Source organism: Enterobacter sp. JBIWA003, assembly GCF_019968825.1.
Classification (GTDB): Bacteria; Pseudomonadota; Gammaproteobacteria; order Enterobacterales; family Enterobacteriaceae; genus Enterobacter; species Enterobacter quasiroggenkampii.
On sequence record NZ_CP074171.1, the window covers coordinates 81,233 to 98,261 of the forward strand.

Annotated in this window: 25 protein-coding genes and 3 pseudogenes; 21 read left to right on the forward strand and 7 right to left on the reverse strand. The window is 56.2% G+C overall.

The features are described from left to right. Positions 1 to 4: 4 nt before the first annotated feature. From KGP25_RS24805 to KGP25_RS24845, 9 genes are all read left to right on the forward strand, one after another. Complete coding sequence (locus tag KGP25_RS24805) at positions 5 to 475, forward strand: hypothetical protein (RefSeq protein WP_123061157.1); 471 nt, start codon at positions 5 to 7, stop codon at positions 473 to 475. An 89-nt stretch (positions 476 to 564) separates the two neighbouring features. Next, complete coding sequence (locus KGP25_RS24810; RefSeq protein WP_223540693.1) at positions 565 to 1,902, forward strand: VasL domain-containing protein; 1,338 nt, start codon at positions 565 to 567, stop codon at positions 1,900 to 1,902. Continuing rightward, on the forward strand, positions 1,889 to 2,029 hold the full coding sequence (locus KGP25_RS24815) for a hypothetical protein (RefSeq protein ID WP_223540694.1): 141 nt from the start codon (positions 1,889 to 1,891) through the stop codon (positions 2,027 to 2,029). The genes KGP25_RS24810 and KGP25_RS24815 overlap by 14 nt, the downstream gene beginning before the upstream one ends. Before the next feature lie 13 nt (positions 2,030 to 2,042). Then, a complete protein-coding gene (istA, locus tag KGP25_RS24820; protein WP_223540652.1) occupies positions 2,043 to 3,065 on the forward strand; it encodes an IS21 family transposase in 1,023 nt (340 codons plus the stop codon). Then, positions 3,062 to 3,844, forward strand: coding sequence for an IS21-like element ISSen3 family helper ATPase IstB (gene istB, locus KGP25_RS24825; RefSeq protein WP_032666787.1), 783 nt, complete (start codon positions 3,062 to 3,064; stop codon positions 3,842 to 3,844). Before istA ends, istB begins: the two co-directional genes overlap by 4 nt. A 120-nt stretch (positions 3,845 to 3,964) precedes the next feature. Further along, positions 3,965 to 5,179 carry a hypothetical protein gene (locus KGP25_RS24830; protein WP_223540695.1) on the forward strand — a complete coding sequence of 405 codons (1,215 nt, stop codon included), beginning with the start codon at positions 3,965 to 3,967 and terminating at the stop codon, positions 5,177 to 5,179. A gap of 135 nt (positions 5,180 to 5,314) precedes the next feature. Then, a complete protein-coding gene (gene finO / locus KGP25_RS24835; protein ID WP_223540696.1) occupies positions 5,315 to 5,875 on the forward strand; it encodes a fertility inhibition protein FinO in 561 nt (186 codons plus the stop codon). Continuing rightward, complete coding sequence (locus tag KGP25_RS24840) at positions 5,868 to 6,650, forward strand: DsbA family protein (RefSeq protein WP_123061154.1); 783 nt, start codon at positions 5,868 to 5,870, stop codon at positions 6,648 to 6,650. The genes finO and KGP25_RS24840 overlap by 8 nt, the downstream gene beginning before the upstream one ends. Then, positions 6,634 to 6,939, forward strand: a complete 306-nt coding sequence (locus tag KGP25_RS24845) for a cytoplasmic protein (RefSeq protein ID WP_223540697.1) — start codon at positions 6,634 to 6,636, stop codon at positions 6,937 to 6,939. Before KGP25_RS24840 ends, KGP25_RS24845 begins: the two co-directional genes overlap by 17 nt. Positions 6,940 to 7,021: 82 nt before the next feature. Here KGP25_RS24845 and KGP25_RS24850 read toward each other — a convergent pair. Continuing rightward, positions 7,022 to 7,545: pseudogene (locus KGP25_RS24850) on the reverse strand (IS1 family transposase); the annotation flags it as partial. Between the two features lie 381 nt (positions 7,546 to 7,926). Here KGP25_RS24850 and KGP25_RS24855 point away from each other — a divergent pair. The 3 genes and pseudogenes from KGP25_RS24855 to KGP25_RS24865 form a co-directional block, all read left to right on the forward strand. Then, positions 7,927 to 8,313, forward strand: coding sequence for a ProQ/FINO family protein (locus tag KGP25_RS24855; protein WP_223540698.1), 387 nt, complete (start codon positions 7,927 to 7,929; stop codon positions 8,311 to 8,313). Between the two features lie 212 nt (positions 8,314 to 8,525). After that, a complete protein-coding gene (locus tag KGP25_RS24860) occupies positions 8,526 to 9,149 on the forward strand; it encodes a helix-turn-helix domain-containing protein (protein WP_223540699.1) in 624 nt (207 codons plus the stop codon). Between the two features lie 65 nt (positions 9,150 to 9,214). Beyond that, positions 9,215 to 9,394, forward strand: a pseudogene (locus KGP25_RS24865) (IS110 family transposase); the annotation flags it as partial. Positions 9,395 to 9,475: 81 nt separating this feature from the next. Here the strand turns inward: KGP25_RS24865 and KGP25_RS24870 are convergent. Then, complete coding sequence (locus tag KGP25_RS24870) at positions 9,476 to 9,886, reverse strand: PIN domain-containing protein (protein WP_123061016.1); 411 nt, start codon at positions 9,884 to 9,886, stop codon at positions 9,476 to 9,478. Continuing rightward, positions 9,883 to 10,113 carry a type II toxin-antitoxin system VapB family antitoxin gene (gene vapB / locus KGP25_RS24875; RefSeq protein ID WP_123061017.1) on the reverse strand — a complete coding sequence of 77 codons (231 nt, stop codon included), beginning with the start codon at positions 10,111 to 10,113 and terminating at the stop codon, positions 9,883 to 9,885. Before vapB ends, KGP25_RS24870 begins: the two co-directional genes overlap by 4 nt. Before the next feature lie 626 nt (positions 10,114 to 10,739). Here vapB and ccdA point away from each other — a divergent pair. From ccdA to KGP25_RS24905, 5 genes are all read left to right on the forward strand, one after another. Beyond that, positions 10,740 to 10,958, forward strand: coding sequence for a type II toxin-antitoxin system antitoxin CcdA (gene ccdA, locus KGP25_RS24885; protein WP_123061018.1), 219 nt, complete (start codon positions 10,740 to 10,742; stop codon positions 10,956 to 10,958). A 1-nt stretch (position 10,959) separates the two neighbouring features. Continuing rightward, the gene (gene ccdB, locus KGP25_RS24890; RefSeq protein ID WP_123061019.1) at positions 10,960 to 11,265 is read left to right on the forward strand and encodes a type II toxin-antitoxin system toxin CcdB; all 306 of its coding nucleotides are present in this window, start codon (positions 10,960 to 10,962) and stop codon (positions 11,263 to 11,265) included. Between the two features lie 87 nt (positions 11,266 to 11,352). Continuing rightward, positions 11,353 to 12,132, forward strand: a complete 780-nt coding sequence (locus KGP25_RS24895) for a site-specific integrase (RefSeq protein ID WP_223540700.1) — start codon at positions 11,353 to 11,355, stop codon at positions 12,130 to 12,132. A gap of 303 nt (positions 12,133 to 12,435) precedes the next feature. Then, positions 12,436 to 13,056 carry a ParA family protein gene (locus KGP25_RS24900; protein WP_123061021.1) on the forward strand — a complete coding sequence of 207 codons (621 nt, stop codon included), beginning with the start codon at positions 12,436 to 12,438 and terminating at the stop codon, positions 13,054 to 13,056. A gap of 52 nt (positions 13,057 to 13,108) precedes the next feature. Continuing rightward, entirely contained in the window at positions 13,109 to 13,339 is a 231-nt protein-coding gene (locus KGP25_RS24905) for a plasmid partition protein ParG (RefSeq protein ID WP_017694173.1), read from the forward strand. Between the two features lie 32 nt (positions 13,340 to 13,371). Here the strand turns inward: KGP25_RS24905 and KGP25_RS24910 are convergent, their stop codons facing one another. Next, positions 13,372 to 13,572, reverse strand: a complete 201-nt coding sequence (locus KGP25_RS24910) for a hypothetical protein (protein WP_017694174.1) — start codon at positions 13,570 to 13,572, stop codon at positions 13,372 to 13,374. Between the two features lie 500 nt (positions 13,573 to 14,072). Between KGP25_RS24910 and KGP25_RS24915 the strand changes: the two genes are divergently transcribed. From KGP25_RS24915 to KGP25_RS24930, 4 genes are all read left to right on the forward strand, one after another. Beyond that, on the forward strand, positions 14,073 to 14,753 hold the full coding sequence (locus KGP25_RS24915) for a DNA methylase (protein ID WP_123061023.1): 681 nt from the start codon (positions 14,073 to 14,075) through the stop codon (positions 14,751 to 14,753). Next, positions 14,750 to 14,974, forward strand: coding sequence for a hypothetical protein (locus KGP25_RS24920; RefSeq protein WP_123061024.1), 225 nt, complete (start codon positions 14,750 to 14,752; stop codon positions 14,972 to 14,974). The genes KGP25_RS24915 and KGP25_RS24920 overlap by 4 nt, the downstream gene beginning before the upstream one ends. Before the next feature lie 48 nt (positions 14,975 to 15,022). After that, positions 15,023 to 15,439 carry a DUF1380 family protein gene (locus KGP25_RS24925; RefSeq protein ID WP_123061025.1) on the forward strand — a complete coding sequence of 139 codons (417 nt, stop codon included), beginning with the start codon at positions 15,023 to 15,025 and terminating at the stop codon, positions 15,437 to 15,439. A gap of 410 nt (positions 15,440 to 15,849) precedes the next feature. Next, positions 15,850 to 16,356 carry an antirestriction protein ArdA gene (locus tag KGP25_RS24930; RefSeq protein WP_123061026.1) on the forward strand — a complete coding sequence of 169 codons (507 nt, stop codon included), beginning with the start codon at positions 15,850 to 15,852 and terminating at the stop codon, positions 16,354 to 16,356. A gap of 129 nt (positions 16,357 to 16,485) precedes the next feature. On the opposite strand, the gene KGP25_RS24935 is transcribed toward KGP25_RS24930, so the two are convergent. The 3 genes and pseudogenes from KGP25_RS24935 to KGP25_RS26805 form a co-directional block, all read right to left on the reverse strand. Continuing rightward, positions 16,486 to 16,641: a hypothetical protein gene (locus KGP25_RS24935; protein WP_223540701.1), complete on the reverse strand. Its 156-nt coding sequence runs from the start codon at positions 16,639 to 16,641 to the stop codon at positions 16,486 to 16,488. Between the two features lie 22 nt (positions 16,642 to 16,663). Then, positions 16,664 to 16,885 carry a hypothetical protein gene (locus KGP25_RS24940; RefSeq protein ID WP_338328190.1) on the reverse strand — a complete coding sequence of 74 codons (222 nt, stop codon included), beginning with the start codon at positions 16,883 to 16,885 and terminating at the stop codon, positions 16,664 to 16,666. Beyond that, a pseudogene (locus tag KGP25_RS26805) lies at positions 16,825 to 16,967 on the reverse strand (hypothetical protein); the annotation flags it as partial. The pseudogene KGP25_RS26805 and the gene KGP25_RS24940, both read right to left, overlap by 61 nt. Positions 16,968 to 17,029 lie beyond the last annotated feature (62 nt).

Sequence of the window (17,029 nt, forward strand, 5' to 3'; positions counted from 1 at the left end):
CATCATGTCACTAAAATCACAGTTTCTGAAACAGCTGCAGGCCAGACAATCCGTGCCGGTCCCGTCCGCTACCAGGTGTCAGGCCGATATCGCAGAGTTTCACCTGAGAATGACGCTGCTTCAGGAGCAGATGGATACGTGGCTCGACGGTACCGGGCTGAATGTGGGGACGTTCAGCGTCTCCGTTACGGACCTGCTGGCGGAGGTCGGAGCATTTGATATCGCCGGCATCGTTCTGCGCATCGACGACCGGGCGGTAAAGTTTACGCCGGTATTTTTGTACGGTCAGGGCGTGGTCGGATGTGTGGACGTGACCCTTCACGCAGAAGGGGTGATCACTTCACTGGGGCGTTTATTGATGCGGGCAGGTCAGCTTAACGACTGGAGGCTGACTTACCCCGGGGAACCTGCCCTGCCCGGAGAGCATTTTGATGAAGGCGCGTTTTTTGGCCTCATTTTATCGCTTCTGCCATAGCGCCTTCGGCAGGCAGTGGCTTCAGCGACCCGCGGGAAGCCGCTTAAACAGAAAACAAAGTCCCGTAAACGTGACAGGGATATTCAGCCATGAATGACATTACCCCACAAAAAATCAAAATCGGTGGTGATCCGCGCACGCTACCGGATTGTGCCGCCCTGCGTGATGAACTGAGCAAGCTGACCCACCCGGCCCGGCCGGACGTTAACTGGACGTATGCCGAAACGCTCTGCCTGAACCTGTTTGAACACAATGGGGTGGAGCTGCAGACGGCCGCCTGGTATACACTGGTTCGCTCACAGCGGACGGGATTACCGGGGATGAATGAAGGCCTGGCCATTCTTGAGGTGCTGATCTGCCGCCTGTGGGGAAGCCTGTGGCCGCAGGCCGTTCATGCCCGGGTGGAGATCCTGAGCACGCTCGCCCGTCGACTGCAGCAGCACCTGCGAACGCAGGTGCCGGGCTATACGGACCTGATCGCCCTCTATCAGGCAGAACAACATCTTTCTGCGATCGCGGAGGCGCTGCAGCGCCTGGAACTCAGGCACCAGACAGGCCTGGATGCCCTCTACCAGCAGCTCTGTCATGCCGCGGTCCGGCTTGAAAACAACAGCGACAGGACGCATGACGCACCGATACCGCCGGCCAGCCTTCCCGCAGCGGCGCTCAACAGTCATCCTCCTTCCCCGCGGCTGGTCTGGGTTCTGCCCTCCGCGCCTGAGCCCCGCGTTCGCGTCAATCCTGCCTCGCCATGGCGGCCTTTTGTCGCAGGGATGTTGGCCATGCTGGTTACCTGCACCCTGGTGATGTGGGGCGCCGGCCGTCTGACCACCGATCCTGACAGGCTGGCACTGATGTCCACCGTCGCGCCCCTGCCTGCCGTACTTTCGCCGGAACAGCTTGAGGCGATGTCTCCCCGCACCGCAGAGAACGGCAACGCATGGTTCCCGCAGGCTCGGGCACAGCTGGACATCCTGTCCCGTCTGTCACCGGTCTGGCCGATGAAGCACGGCAGCCTTCTCGTGCACCAGGCGCAGCATCTGTGGCCCGCGCAACCGCAAACCGTCGCGCTCGCACAGCAGTGGCAGAGCCTGCTGAACGCTGCCGCCGCATCGCCTGAAAGCCTGGAGGGCTGGTATCAGGGCATGTCCCGGCTGCAGAAACTGACCAGCCGCCTCAACGATCTGGATGAACAGAAAGGAAAGTACATGACGGTCAGCGAGCTTAAGTCGCAGATTTTTGCCATCAGCCAGGCCTTTAACCATACCGTGCCCGCGGAAGAGATGTTGCGCCAGCTGGCCTCCCGTCCGGAAGGCGCGCCGGAGCCTGCTGCCCTGCGCGAACAGACGGCACTACACCTGAAGCAGCTGCTGGCACGTTATGTCCTGCTCATTTCGTCACAGGAGGGGCAGGATGCCACACCGTGATCGCCGCCATGATACCGAACTGCCGGACTGGTTTTCGCCCGCGTTTGCCCATCTTGTTACCAACGGTGCGAAAGTGATCCATATCCGACGCCTGAAATCAGATCCAGGGGTTAATCTGCTCTCCTGATTCGGGAGAGCTTATGGTCACTTTTGAGACAGTTATGGAAATTAAAATCCTGCATAAGCAGGGTATGAGCAGTCGGGCTATAGCCAGGGAACTGGGTATCTCCCGTAACACCGTAAAGCGTTATCTGCGTGCGCAGTCTGAGCCGCCAAAATATACGCCGCGTCCCGCAGCCGATTCACTCCTGGATGAATACCGGGACTATATTCGGCAACGCATCGCCGATGCCCATCCTTATAAAATTCCTGCAACGGTCATCGCCCGCGAGATCGCGGAGCAGGGTTATCGTGGTGGCATGACCATCCTGAGAGAGTTCATACGCTCACTTGCCATCCCTCAGGAGCAGGAGCCTGTCGTTCGCTTCGAAACCGAGCCCGGACGGCAAATGCAGGTTGACTGGGGCGCCATGCGTAACAGCAAATCCCCCCTTCACGTGTTCGTTGCCGTTCTGGGGTACAGCCGAATGCTGTATATCGAGTTCACTGATAATATGCGCTATGACACGCTGGAATCCTGCCACCGCAATGCGTTCAGCTTCTTCGGCGGTGTGCCACGGGAAGTGCTGTACGACAATATGAAAACTGTAGTGCTGCAGCGTGATGCTTACCAGACCGGCCAGCACCGGTTCCATCCATCCCTGTGGCAGTTCGGCAAAGAGATGGGCTTCTCTCCACGACTGTGTCGCCCCTTCAGGGCACAGACTAAAGGCAAGGTGGAGCGGATGGTGCAGTACACCCGCAATAGCTTCTACATCCCGCTAATGACGCGCCTGCGCCCGATGGGGATCACCGTTGACGTTGAAACAGCCAACCGCTACGGCCTGCGCTGGTTGCACGATGTTGCCAACCAGAGGAAGCATGAAACTATCCAGACCCGCCCCTGCGATCGCTGGATCGAAGAACAGCAGTCCATGCTGGCTCTGCCGCCGGAGAAAAAACAGTATGACGTGCAGGTAGACGAAAGCCTGGTGACCTTCGACAGGCAGCCACTGCATCATCCGCTGTCTATCTATGACACGTTCAGCAGAGGAGTCGCATGATGGTCGAGCTGCAACATCAACGGCTGATGGTACTTGCTGAACAGTTGCAACTGGACAGTCTTATCAGCGCCGCACCCGCTCTGTCACAACAGGCAGTGGATCAGGAATGGAGCTATATGGACTTCCTGGAGCATCTGCTTCATGAGGAAAAACTGGCCCGACATCAGCGTAAACAGGCGATGTATACCCGGATGGCGGCCTTCCCGGCAGTGAAAACGTTCGAAGAATACGACTTCACCTTCGCCACCGGTGCGCCGCAGAAGCAGATCCAGTCGCTGCGTTCACTGAGCTTCATAGAGCGCAACGAAAACATCGTACTGCTGGGGCCGTCCGGTGTGGGTAAAACCCATCTGGCTATAGCGATGGGCTACGAAGCGGTAAGGGCGGGCATCAAGGTTCGCTTCACTACTGCGGCAGATCTGTTACTTCAGTTGTCCACAGCGCAACGCCAGGGCCGTTATAAAACAACGCTTCACCGTGGCGTTATGGCGCCGAAGCTACTCATCATCGATGAAATAGGCTATCTGCCGTTCAGTCAGGAAGAGGCAAAGCTGTTCTTCCAGGTCATCGCCAAACGTTACGAAAAAAGCGCGATGATCCTGACATCCAACCTGCCGTTCGGGCAGTGGGACCAGACGTTCGCCGGTGATGCAGCCCTGACATCGGCGATGCTGGACCGGATCTTACACCACTCACATGTAGTTCAAATAAAAGGAGAGAGCTATCGACTGAAACAGAAACGCAAGGCCGGGGTTATCGCTGAGGCTAATCCTGAGTAAAACGGTGGATCAATATTAGACCGTCGGTGGAGATGTAAGTGGATCACTTTTTACCCGTCGTTGACACATCTTGACGAGGCCGACCGCCGGCGGGTGATAACCCTCTGGCAGAATGAACCCGTGCTTCGCGAGCTGGCTGCCAGACTGGATAAGTTCCGGCAGCCGGAAACCCTGCGCTGCGCGTTGTGTCACAGCACACGCGTGTATCACGTTAACCCGTCAGCCCCTGAAAAACTGCACTGTAAAAGCTGCCACCGTAACAGCTCCCTGTACCACGGCACGCCGTTCTCGGGGCTGATGCATGCCCTGCACCACCGGCTGTATGCCATTCTGCTGACGCTCTGGGGATGCTGGCGAAAGGAAGAGGCGGTCTGGCTGAGTCACTGCATCAATAAGACCTCCTGGGATCAGTATATCGTCCGCCTGACGCCGCTGTTACGCCAGGTTTCAGGCCGGTCGGTGACCGCGGTTCCCCGGTATGTGCTGGGATTTCTGCCCGGCGAACTGGGGCTTCACTGCCCGCACTGTGACTCGGCCTGGCTGAACTGGGGGGAGGCGGCCCCTGCGGATAACCCGCTAATCCACTGCGAAGACTGCCACCGGACGTTCCTGATGCATGACGTGACAGGGTCACCCGTGGGATCGCCGACAGTGCCGGATACCTTCTCCCCCGTGCCGGCTAACCGTGGGCGGGACATGGCGGTCCCCGCCTGGTTTCGCCGGGAGTTTGCCCACGTCACGCCGGGACAGTATCAGCACCTGCGAGAGGTCTGGCTGAGAGAACCTTTGCTGAGGGAGGTCGCCGGTGAGCTCGATGCACAGAATCCCCTGATGGGGGGCGTTCATGCCTGCGTCCGCTGCGGCAGCACCGGTCTGTCGCAATACCACACGCCCGGTGTTGTCACCACCTATTACTACTGCGCAGCCTGTAAGTCCAGATTCAGCGAGGCGGAGGGGACCGTTTTTTATAATATACCCCGGCATTTCTGGTACCGGCTCTACACGGTTCTGGTATGCCTGTGGACCTCCTGGAAACAGGCACAAAGCCTGTCGGTGTGTCAGATCGGTTCGAACTGCGGTATCACACCGTACCGTAAACGGCTCAGACCCCTTATTGACGCCTGTCGCGGGGATAAACCCGTCACGCCGCGACCGCGCAAGATGCTCGGTTTTTCCCCGGCCGAGCAGGGCGTGAGCTGCATCTCCTGCACCTCAGGACATCTGGTGATGGAGGGGGTGACCAAAATTTCACCGGATAACCCTCTGGTGGTCTGTCGTGACTGCGGCGCGCGCTTTCGCCTGCAGGAATGGTTACAGGCGCGTGACGCCAGGTGACAAGGAAACGCGCTGCGTACAGCGCGAGACGTGGGGTATACCGTGTTTACGGTTAAAAAGAGTGGCGTGCGGTTTGACAGCTGTCGCCCATAAACGTCCTTCAATGAACTGGCGCATCTCGCCGGGTGTATTACCGTGGCGGTCCGCCTCGCCGGGCGGGAAGGAAAAATTTACTCTCCCCTGCAGGAGCACCTGTTCGTGATGCAGTGGCTGGCCGCTGCAGTCAGGCATAAACTCTTTTCGCGCATGCGGGCGGCCAGGCGCAAGCCTGCACCTGAACCGGTTTACCGGAAGGTCATGCCGCTTGCGGACGCGCTCGCGCTCCTGGAGCAATGCTGGCCGTCCCTCGTTACGGACGGCCAGCCGCAGCTCCTGGAGGTCAACATCCGGGAGGCGATGGTGAATGACATTCGCCGGCGCGGGCTGGAGGTTTCCGTGAAGACGCTGAAACGCTGCCTTGCCGCCGTCACCCGCCCGGATGCGTATCTGGGCGTCATGACGGTGGGCGCGTGGCGTAAAAACCTTGCCGGTGAACCGGTCGCAGCGGTGAGTCCAGAGGAGGCGGCGTATGCCGTGGAGCGCAGGGCTCAGGAGCACGCTAAACACATGCGCAGGGCGGTCAGAAGCGTCGCCACCCGTGCACGAAACAAACTGATAACAACCGAGAAGAGAAAAACACAGGATGAACATGAATAAAACCCTTTCAGCCATGCTTGCCGCAGGCCTTCTGGTCTCCGGCGTGGCGGGTGCAGCAGAGAAACCTGCCGCTGCCTTTACCCCGGAGCAGGAAGCCCGCATTGGTGAAATCGCGAAAGACTACCTGCTGGCCCATCCGGAGGTGCTGGTTGAGGTCAGCCAGAAGCTGCAGGCCCAACGGCAGGAGACGCAGCAGCAGGCGATGACGGCCGCCGTGGTTCAGAATCAGGCAGCGCTGCTGAACGATAAAGGCACGCCGTCATATGGTCCCGCTGATGCAAAAGTGACGGTCGTTGAATTCTTTGATTACCAGTGCATCTACTGTGCCCGCCTGGCGCCGGAGCTGGAGAAAGTGATAAAAGCGAACCCGGACGTGCGCTTTGTCTTCAAGGAATTCCCGATATTTGGCCAGCGCTGGCCGGCGTCGCTCAGCGCGGCGAAAACCGGGCTCCAGGTCTGGAAGCAGAAGGGGGCCGATGCTTACCTCAACTATCACAACGCGATTTACGCCACCGGCCACAACGAGGGCAAGCTGACCGATGCTGATATCAGCGCGGCCGCAAAAGCCGTGAAGTTCGATGCGAAAACAGCACCAGACGTTCAGGGGACCCTGGATGGCATAAACACACTCGCGCAGCAGCTGGGCTTCAGCGGTACCCCGGCCCTGGTGGTTCTCCCGTCAAGCGGCGCCAGCGCTGATAACGTGACGGTTATTCCGGGATACACCAGCGCGGAGGCCCTGCAGCAGGCCATCAGTCATGCTGCCGGACAGTAACTGGCGTATGCGCGTACCTGAAAATGTTATTCTTACCGCCCTGAGCAGGGGCGGCTGCATCCGGACGTTCTGGCGTGCTTCTGCGTCAACGGCGGGCCAGCAGATACCCCGTATTCCTGACGGCTACACGCTGGTTTCTGCCGATGAGCGGGATGAAACTATCCTGAACCATACCGACTTCCTGTCGGTAGCCGACCACCTGACGGAGGCTGAAAAGTGGGAGCGGGTTGTCGGACCCGTGCTCTTTGGCGGCAGCACCTGGAAACTGCGCGCACCCCTGACGGACTGACGCTCCCGATATGACGGGTGCCCGCCCGGCACCCGGAATTAAAGCTATTGATATTTTTAATAATCATTGTATGAAATAAAGGGGGCACCTCCCGGCCATAGCTGCCCCAGTCGTCGCAGGTGATCATGCCGATGTTGAATGGTGTAAGCAGTGCCGGTAGCTCCCTGCAGGTTTTATCGGTTCGAGGACCGAAAGTGTAGGCCAGTACACCGCCTGTTTTGGTGTTGTACGCGTACCAGAGCCAGTGCTGCCGGGCTTTACTGCCAACGAAGCTCCATTGCTCATCAAGTTCGCAGATAAGCGCCACATCAGCATGGGCAACAGGCGAAGACGTTATTCGCTTTGGCGCGAGTTTTTTAAAGTCCGGATGACGGTGTTAATGCCAATTTTCAGTGTTCTGGCGGTATCGCGAACCCCGGCACTATTGAAGGCCATTTCAGTGATCTGCTCTTTAATACCCGGCTTACGCGCTTCATAAGCATAAGTGAGCTGAAACACACGGTGGCAGTCACGGCAGCGAAATCTGTCATGGCCTTTAGGGTTCTGACCATGGCGGTAGACCTGTGCAGACTGACAACGGGGACAATGAACGTTAACGCTGGCCATGAGATAACCTCAAAAGCCCGTATTATACATCAGATTCAACTAATTAGAGGCATCACCCAATTTTGGTGAGGCAACAGTGCGCGTTCGGTAACAAAAATGCTGAGTCAGTGCGCGCAGGGCGTTGTTGTCGGATACCGCCGGAGCGGGAAATCCAGCTTCCCGCTCCGGCGGTATCTGCGGTGTTCCTCAGGTACTGCGAATCAGCGGAGCAGTGCGGGCCGGATGTTGCCCGCAGCGTATTATTTACCACCTTAACCTGCAGGGAAGAAACTTATGTCAGCAGAGAAAAAAGTCCCGGCGACTGAGGCCGTGTCGCGTCTTTCCGGCCTGATAAAGCACAAAAAACGGAGGATAACCAGAAATCCGCCCCCTCCGCCTGATATGCGAAAGAAACCTGCACAGGCTCCTGCGGCGGTGTTGCCATTACCGGCCACGCAGTTACCCGATGCGGTGAATACCCTGCGTCGGTTCTGGCCCGGTCTGTTTGACGGAGAACGTCCCAGGCCTGTGGTTGTGGGGATAAAAGACCAGCTGGCAGGGGACATTGATGCCCGGAAGCTGCCGTTAACGCTTACACAGGTGGCATTCGCGCTGAAAGCGCTGGTCAGGAGCGAGATGTATCTGGAGGGCATCAGGGAAGGGGCTTTCCGGTATGACGCCTCGGGCAGACCTGTGGGCATGGTCACGGAGGAGGAAGCGCTGACAGCAGAGGTAAAGCGAATATACCTGAGGCAAAAAAAAGCAAAGGCCGCACATTCCGCTGACTGACTGTACCTGTATGAGGCGTCTCCGTCACCGGAGGTGGCAGGCCGGTCAGGACCACAGGAATAATGTCAAACGCTTGCTGAATTTTTTGATACCAGTCACAGCTTCAATATTCCACAATCACTGATACAAAATAATATCATAATTCGCCTATATTAAACTCCGTTAACACCTTTACCACACTAAATTAATGGGTATTTTTACACGGAATGATGATGACCAGTATATCCGCACAGCTTGCTGCAGAACGTATCATTGACAATATTGAGAGCGCTGACTGTTTTCACAGGGTTGTCGCCGGCGAAAAGCAGACCATACCATTTCGTCAGAAAGAGACGCAGTACGTGTACTGTCTGTGCGCGGGTGAAGCAGAGGTCCGCAGGCTGTCAGACGATACCGTCGTGGCTTACGTCAAAGCCCCCGCCGTCACCGGACTGACCCTCCGGGAGAAGGATACGATCTTTCATTATCTCAGAACCACCAGACCGGCGGAGCTCATGGCAGTAAGGCAGGAACGCGCGCTGCGCCTTATCGAAGAGCAATCACTCTGGCAGGAGGCCTTCACACTTTGTGTGGATGTGGTAAATAAATGCTACATTCGCGATGAAGCATTCGCATCGCGAAACGTCTACGGGATTGTCAGACAGCACCTTGAAATGCTGTGGGAAATGGATGAAGAGCAGCGCAGCAGGTTTTCAGCCTTTGAGTTCATTCTTAGCCGGACGACCGTCTCACGCAGTTCACTGAACAAAATTCTGAAGGAGCTCAGCACCGGCGGATATATTACAATGCGCAGGGGAAGGCTGATGGATAAAAAGTCACTTCCGGCGAATTACTGATGTTCCGGCAATCCCGGGGTTTCTGTTGCATTAAGGGGGGCTGGCAAAATCCCCCTTATTTTCTGAACGAATGGATGCCAGTGACAGGCTACGTAAGCTTCAGCGATGCAGCTCACGCAATAACGGACTATATCGTTGGATATTACAGCGCGCTCAGACCGCATGAATATAACGGTGGGTTACCACCAAACGAATCGGAAAACCGATACTGGAAAAACTCTAAAGCTGTGGCCAGTTTTTGTTGACCACTTCAGATTAATCCATTGAATCCAGAGATTGTGGATGTAGTTCAGTCACTTTTGCCTGTTCCCTTAATCGTTTCTTACTTATTTCACCCAGTCTTCAAGCATTAACCCCGGTACCCGTTCAAACTCTCCCCCGATCCTCGTCACCAGCACCGCGCCGGCGGCGATGGCGTGCCCGGCTATCGCCGTGTCGTTCGGGCCTGGCGGCGTCCCGGCGAGGCGCAGCGCCACCTTTACCTCCGTGGTCGCATCCACCGCGGCGCGATCCCAGGGCAGGATGGCATCGAGGCGGGCGCAGAACGCTTCAGCCAGCTGCTGCGTGACCGGCCCTGCAGCCCGGGCGGCGAATGAAATCTCAGACCAGGTGATGGCCGAGACCACGATACGGTGACCGCGCAGCACCGCCTGCTCCAGGCGCTTCAGCACCGCTTCAGGCTGCTCGCGCATGATGAATGAGCAGATGTTCGTGTCGAGCATATAGGTCTTGTTCACAGGTTAAATCGCCCTTCGTCGCTGACAACGTCCCCGCGCTCCGCCATAAAGTCCGGATCGGCTTTTTCGAACTGCGCGAACGAGCCCCAGGTCGGCCGGACGGGACGCAGAATGATGCTGTCTCCTTCCCGGACAATCACCAGCTCGCTGACGCCCTCAAAATCCAGATCGCGGGGCAGACGGATGGCGCGGTTATTGCCGTTTTTAAAAATGGATACGGTTCTCATGATTCTCTCCCGGGTAAGTACGGATATATGATGCATATCCGGAATGAGGTTGATTGCACCGGGCGTGTGCATATGTTCAGTATATGCAGATGTTGAGCATATGTATAGATGTAACATATACAGATGGTAAGCATATGCGTATGCCTGGCCTATGCAGATGCATGGCATATGGATATGCTTGACCTATCCTTTCCACTCTCTTTTTCACCACAGATCCGAAAATTACCAGTTCCGGATCTTCATTCCTGCCACCGGGGTGCTGTGGCCAGCAAACACAACATGTGCCACTCCGTCAGCTGATTTTTCTTCTATATATAGTGTTTCCCTCCTGCCCCGTGACTGCCCGCTCACCACCATAAAAGGCCGGTGTGGTTATTCCTCGTGCGTGGTACACTTCCGGAAACTGCGCTATACCGTAAAAATCGGATCCAGCCGGAACGGCCATCCGGTAATTTATCTTCGTGGCTGTATGGCTGCTTATTATAATGTAAGATATTTTTCAGACAGTGAATATAACCGTTGTAAACCAATAGCGATGTAATGGTATGTATCAGTAACGCCTGTAAAAAGCAAACCGGTAAGCTATACTGTTAATCATACCTGAAGTATGCAAGTGAGGGCTTATTATGAAGCAGCGTATAACTGTCACCATAGACAGCGACAGTTACCGGTTACTGAAATCCGCGGACGTCAATATCTCGGGTCTGGTGAATACCGCCATGCAGAACGAAGCCCGACGTCTTCGTGCAGAACGCTGGCAGACTGAAAACCAGGAAGGGATGGCTGAGGTTGCCCGGTTTATCGAAACGAACGGCTCGTTTGCCGACGAAAACAGGGACTGGTGATATGCAGTTCAGGGTTTACACATATAAAAGAGAGAGTCGCTACCGTCTGTTCGTGGATGTGCAGAGTGATATTGTTGATACCCCGGGACGGCGAATGGTGATCCCGCTGGCCAGTGCCCGCCTGCTGTCGGACAAGGTCTCCCGCGAACTCTATCCGGTGGTGCACATCGGGGACGACAGCTACCGGCTGATGACCACTGATATGGCCAGCGTCACCGCAGCCGTTACCGGCGAGGAGGTGGCCGATCTCAGCCACAGGGAGAATGAGATCAAGAACGCGATTAACCTGATGTTCTGGGGGGTATAGAATGCGGCACCATTCAGCAGGACTGACGGAAACGTCTGCCCCGGTCGAACCTGACGGGCGCGATCGTTCAGGAGAGCGAAGACCAGGATGAGCAGCAACCTGCCTGCGCTGCATTTCGCGGCTCAGCCCGTTCATTTACCGGTTGCCATTGACTACCCTGCCGCACTGGCACTGCGCCAGATGGCCCTCGTTCATAACGAACTGCCAAAATACCTGCTGACACCGGAGGTGAGCGCCCTGCTTCACTACGTGCCCGATTTGCACCGCAAGATGCTGCTGGCAACCCTCTGGAATACGGGGGCGCGTATTAACGAAGCGCTGGCGCTGACGAGAGGAGATTTTTCCCTGGTGCCACCCTGGCCGTTTGTGCAGCTGGCCACACTCAAACAACGTTCCGAAAAAGCCGCCCGAACGGCCGGCCGCACTCCCGCAGGTAGCCAGATTCACCGTCTGGTGCCGCTCTCCGATCCGCAGTATGTCAGCCAGCTGGAGATGATGGTGGCCACGCTGAAAATTCCCCTTGAACGACGCAACAAGCGAAGCGGCAGAACCGGGAAGGCGCGTATCTGGGAGATCACTGACCGGACCGTCCGCACCTGGCTCAGTGAAGCGGTGGAGGCTGCGGCGGCCGACGGGGTGACGTTCTCCGTGCCGGTGACACCGCACACGTTCCGCCATTCCTACGCCATGCACATGCTGTATGCCGGCATTCCGCTGAAGGTGCTGCAGAGTTTAATGGGGCACAAGAGCATCAGTTCGACGGAGGTGTACACTAAGGTGTTTGCGCTCGATGTGGCGGCGCGTCATCGCGTACAGTTCCAGATGCCCGGGGCCGATGCGGTGGCCATACTCAAAGGGAACATATAAGTGGTCATTCTGACCCCGGTCACTCAGGGCTGGTTACCTGGCACGCGGCATGCCGCAACATCAGTCAGTTTTAGTGGTTGAATACGGGTATACCCTAATGCGACATCGGTTATCCCTTCACATTTTGATATACCGTCATGCGTGTCTTTCTTTTACTCATTTGAGTTTTTACTTACTCCGTGAGTTTTTGAGTATATGAGTCTTTGTGTAAATGTGTGTTTTTGCTTTTACTCATTTAACTGAGATGGTAAACTCAAAAACTCAGAAGAGTAATTGAGTAAATACACAAAGGAGTTTTTGAGTATGAAGGTGATTTCTTTTCTTAACCCTAAAGGCGGTTCAGGTAAAACCACGGCAGTAATCAATGTGAGTACTGCAATGGCTCGAGCGGGATACAACATCGCAGTTGTGGATACAGATCCTCAGATGAGCCTGACAACCTGGAGTAAATCTGGGAAGGCTGCATTTGATGTGTTTACAGCCGCTTCTGAAAAAGATGTATATGGCATTAGGAAAGACCTTACTGAATATGATTTTGTCATCGTTGATGGTGCCGGTTCGCTTTCCGTTATTACATCTGCTGCGGTAATGGTCAGCGATCTTGTTATCATTCCGGTTACTCCCAGCCCGCTTGATTTTTCTGCAGCAGGAAGCGTTGTCACTGTCCTTGAAGCGCAGGCATATAGCCGGAAAGTTGAAGCTCGTTTTCTCATCACCCGAAAAATCGAACAGGCAACCATGCTTAGTGTTCTAAAAGAAAGCATCAGGGACACTGGAGTTAAATCGTTCCGCACGGCTATTACCCAGCGTCAGATTTACGTCAAATCGATTCTTGATGGTGACAGCGTGTTCGAGTCTAGTGATGGAGCGGCTAAAGGTGAAATTGAAATCCTTACAAAAGAAATATTTAGCATATTTGAGTAATTGTGTCTTTACTTATATACTCAAATGAGTAATTGATGATAGGAGTAAATATATGGCACTTGAAAAAGCCCATAGTGGTAGCAAAAAAATGACATTCGGTGAGAACAGAGACCTCGATAGGGTGGTTTCTGCGCCAGCCCTATCAGGAAAAGTTAAGCGTGTTAACGTCAATTTTGATGAGGATAAACACACCAGATTTAAAGCCGCCTGCGTGCGAAATGGAACTTCAATAACGGATGTCATCAACCAACTTGTAGATGGTTGGCTTAAAGAAAATGAATAACCGCCATTTAAGCAGTAATGTACATCGGACTGTCAGTGTCGAGGGATACTGCTGGCGTCCTCTTCAGGCTGTGGGGCGCGACCAGGCGCATTGAACGTGATGGTGATGATCTTTCTGGCCAGCCCCTCATCAGAAAGGGCATCATCCACACTGACATCACGAATCAGTGGACTTTCCTCTTCTATATGTTGGGCAATATCCCGCAGCCACTCTGCCAGCATTTCTCTGTCCATCTTTCTCCGCTCCGGTTGTGTACATTCAGCATCAACATACCACACCAGGAAAAGTGAAGTCTGCGTAGTGTGGTTAAAAGATAACCGTTTTGTCAGGCGTGCTGTCATCCGTGCTGGTAGCGACCTGCGCGGAATACCCTCATTTTATACACAGGATTGCCCACCGAAATTGTGGACAGCAACGATGAAAATACGATGTCGCTGCGCTCCTCATTCATACCGCTCTGCTGTGAACGCCGTGCCGCTACTGTAGCCGGGCCGCTTCGAATGCAAGGGTTCGCTACGCCGGTGTCCTCACCCGGTCGCAGTTAATTTCAAAGGCATTACCCGCTGTCTTCCCGTCGTTTTCCGTCTCAATTTTCGCCGTCAAACCGTCCAGCCAGCGTCTGCTTTTTCACTGCGCTGCGGCTTGCGGCACCGCCCCTGCATTCTCCGCTTTTAACCCGGCTGTCGTATCGGCACGGCGTAACTGGCGCCGCATTTGAGAAAGGAGAATGATTATGTCCCGTTTCATCCTGGGTAACTGCGTCCATATCATGTCCGGCTTTCCGGATAATGCTGTCGATTTCATCCTTACCGACCCACCATATCTGGTAGGTTTTCGTGACCGTCAGGGGCGTACCATCGCCGGCGATAAAACCGATGAATGGCTGCAACCCGCCTGCCATGAGATGTACCGCGTCCTAAAAAAAGACGCGCTGATGGTGAGCTTCTACGGCTGGAACCGCGTCGATCGCTTTATGGCTGCTTGGAAACATGCCGGATTCAGCGTTGTCGGCCACCTGGTGTTTACCAAAACCTACACATCGAAGTCCGCCTATGTGGGCTACCGCCATGAGTGTGCCTACCTGCTGGCAAAAGGCCGTCCACGTCTGCCACAAAACCCGCTGCCGGACGTGCTGGGCTGGAAATACAGCGGCAACCGGCACCACCCGACCGAAAAACCCGTAACCAGCCTGCAACCGCTGATTGAGTCCTTCACGCATCCCGGTGCGATTGTGCTCGACCCGTTTGCCGGAAGCGGCTCCACCTGCGTGGCCGCACTACAGGCCGGGCGGCGGTACATCGGTATTGAGCTGCTCGAACAGTATCACCGGGCCGGCGTTCAGCGGCTGGCCGCTGTCCGGCGTTCAATGTGCCTGCCCGCTGCCAACGGTGACTGGCTTCCGGAGGCTGCATGACGAATTACGCCGGAAACGAAGCGCTGCGTGCCGACGTTGCCGCCCTGGCAAACAGCATGTGCGACCTTCGCGTCACCCTGAATGCGCTGGAATCGCGCTACCGCTACGACGCGGAGAACCTGACAGAACGGCTGGCCCGCCAGACAATTTGCCGCATCAACGCACTTTATCTTGAAGCATACCGGCAGGCGCTGGAGCTGGACGCCAGCTTTAAAGACTGACACGGACGGGCGGAAACGCCCGTCAGAAAACGACACAGGAGAATCAAAATGTACGGAACACGCGAAGAACTCTGCACCCGGCTCGAAAACATGTTCACCCCCGACGAGCCGCTGGTCCTGCTGGTCTGGACCGAAGAAGCTTTTTATGTCGCCTGCGGTGAACTTGATGTAAAGCCGGAACCTGCCGAGATTCAGGGGCTGATGGAAACAACCGGTAATACGGATATGGCTGTATATCGCAGGGAAGGCGTTACAAATTCTGGCGTATGCGACCTTCTGGTACGACACCGTGAGGCCGTGGCACGCGAGGTAAGCGTTCCCGCGGCGCTGCTCATGCGCGTACTGCGGCGACAGGAAGGCGACCTGGAAAATCTTGTCGGGCAGGCATGGGAGGTGGGCCGACCCACGCCTGAATTCCTCAAACAGGCACTGCACGATGTCAGAATGCTGATGGAACGGATCTGATGCAGCCACAGGGCCGGGAGCAATCCTGGCCCTGCCGGTCCTGCAACGCAAAAGGATGTCGCCAGCTCCTCTGTTCCGGCGCGACCTCCACGGCGTTACGGCCGCGCGGTGAATGACGTTCGTGCGCTCTGCGGCTTACGCCGTGCCTCTACTCTAGCCCGAACGCTGCAAATGCAAGGGTTCACTGACGTCGATGCCTTCACCCGGTCGCCGTATGTTTAAAGTCTTGTCGCGGTTCTTCCCGTCGTTATCTCGCTCAATATTCGCTCGCTAACCGTCCAGACCCTCTCCGCTGTTTACCGGCGCTGCGGCTTCATGCATCGCCCCTGCATTTTTCGCTCCCTGTCGGGCTGTCGTGTCGGCACGGCGTAAGCCGGAACTCAGACAACATCGACCACGGAGGAATTTTTATGCGCACTACGACCACCACGCCTGCTGTCTACGTTGGCACGTATCACAAGTACAACTGCGGCAGCATTTACGGCAAATGGTTTGACCTGACAGAGTTTGACGGCAGGGAGGATTTTTACGAGGCCTGCCAGGCGCTGCATAACGATGAATGGGACGCCGAATTTATGTTTCAGGACTGGGAGGGCATCCCGTCGCAGTTCGTCTCTGAATGCTCCATCGACTGGGATTTTATCGCCGCGTTCAAACAGGCTGAAGAAGAGGGGAGGGAGGGCGCGTTTATCGCCTGGGCGGAGTATACCGGCGAGTGTGACTATGACGCGTTTGATGATGCATATCGCGGCGAAGCGGAAAGCGAGGAGGACTACGCGCGGGAGATGGTGGAGGACAACGGCCTGCTGAATGAGGTGCCGGAGCCGCTTCGCAGCTACTTCGATTTTGAAGCCTGGGCGCGTGACCTGTTCAGCAGCGGTTATGTATTCCATGATGGGTACGTCTTCAGCAACTGATTTTCCCCGGCAGGCGGTTCAGCCGCCTGTCAGCCCGCGCGCAAAACCCTGGCAGGCTCTGCCTGCCGGCGAAGTACGCCGCGCCTGCGGCGCCGCGCATCTCCGCCAGTGTCTGATGTACCTGTGGTGTCAGGGTATGAACACCGGTGTGCTGCAGCTGGTCGGCGTTATTTCTGTTCCGGTGATAATCTCTGCGTTGCCGTTGCCGTTGCCGTTGCCGTTGCCGTTGCCGTTGCCGTTGCCGTTGCCGTTGCCGTTGCCGTTGCCGCTGGCAATAGTGTCCATACCGGTGGCGTACTGGTTGATATCACTGTCCTGCCGGCTTTTCTTCCTGAGCGATATGACTGCGGGCGACTTCCCTGGCGGGAACCGGGGCTGTCATGCTCCGCACAGAGCCAGCTTCGCTGTCTCTGCCCGGCCCCTTCGGGGCAGCGGGTTTCCATCCCTCTGTCGCAACGTCAACGGCAGGCTTGCTGCGACCGTTCCGGTCACGCCGCCCTTCACGCGCCGTATCCTGCGCTTTCTGCACCCCGGCAAACTGACGCCGGGCTGTAAGGCGCAACGCCGTTTCGCGCCCGCGCGTTCCGTCGTTGCGGCGGGTTCCTGCTCATTTCCTCCTGGTCATTTCACCCCTCTGAGTCCTTTCGCCGGGGCTGAGACAAGCACAGTCGCT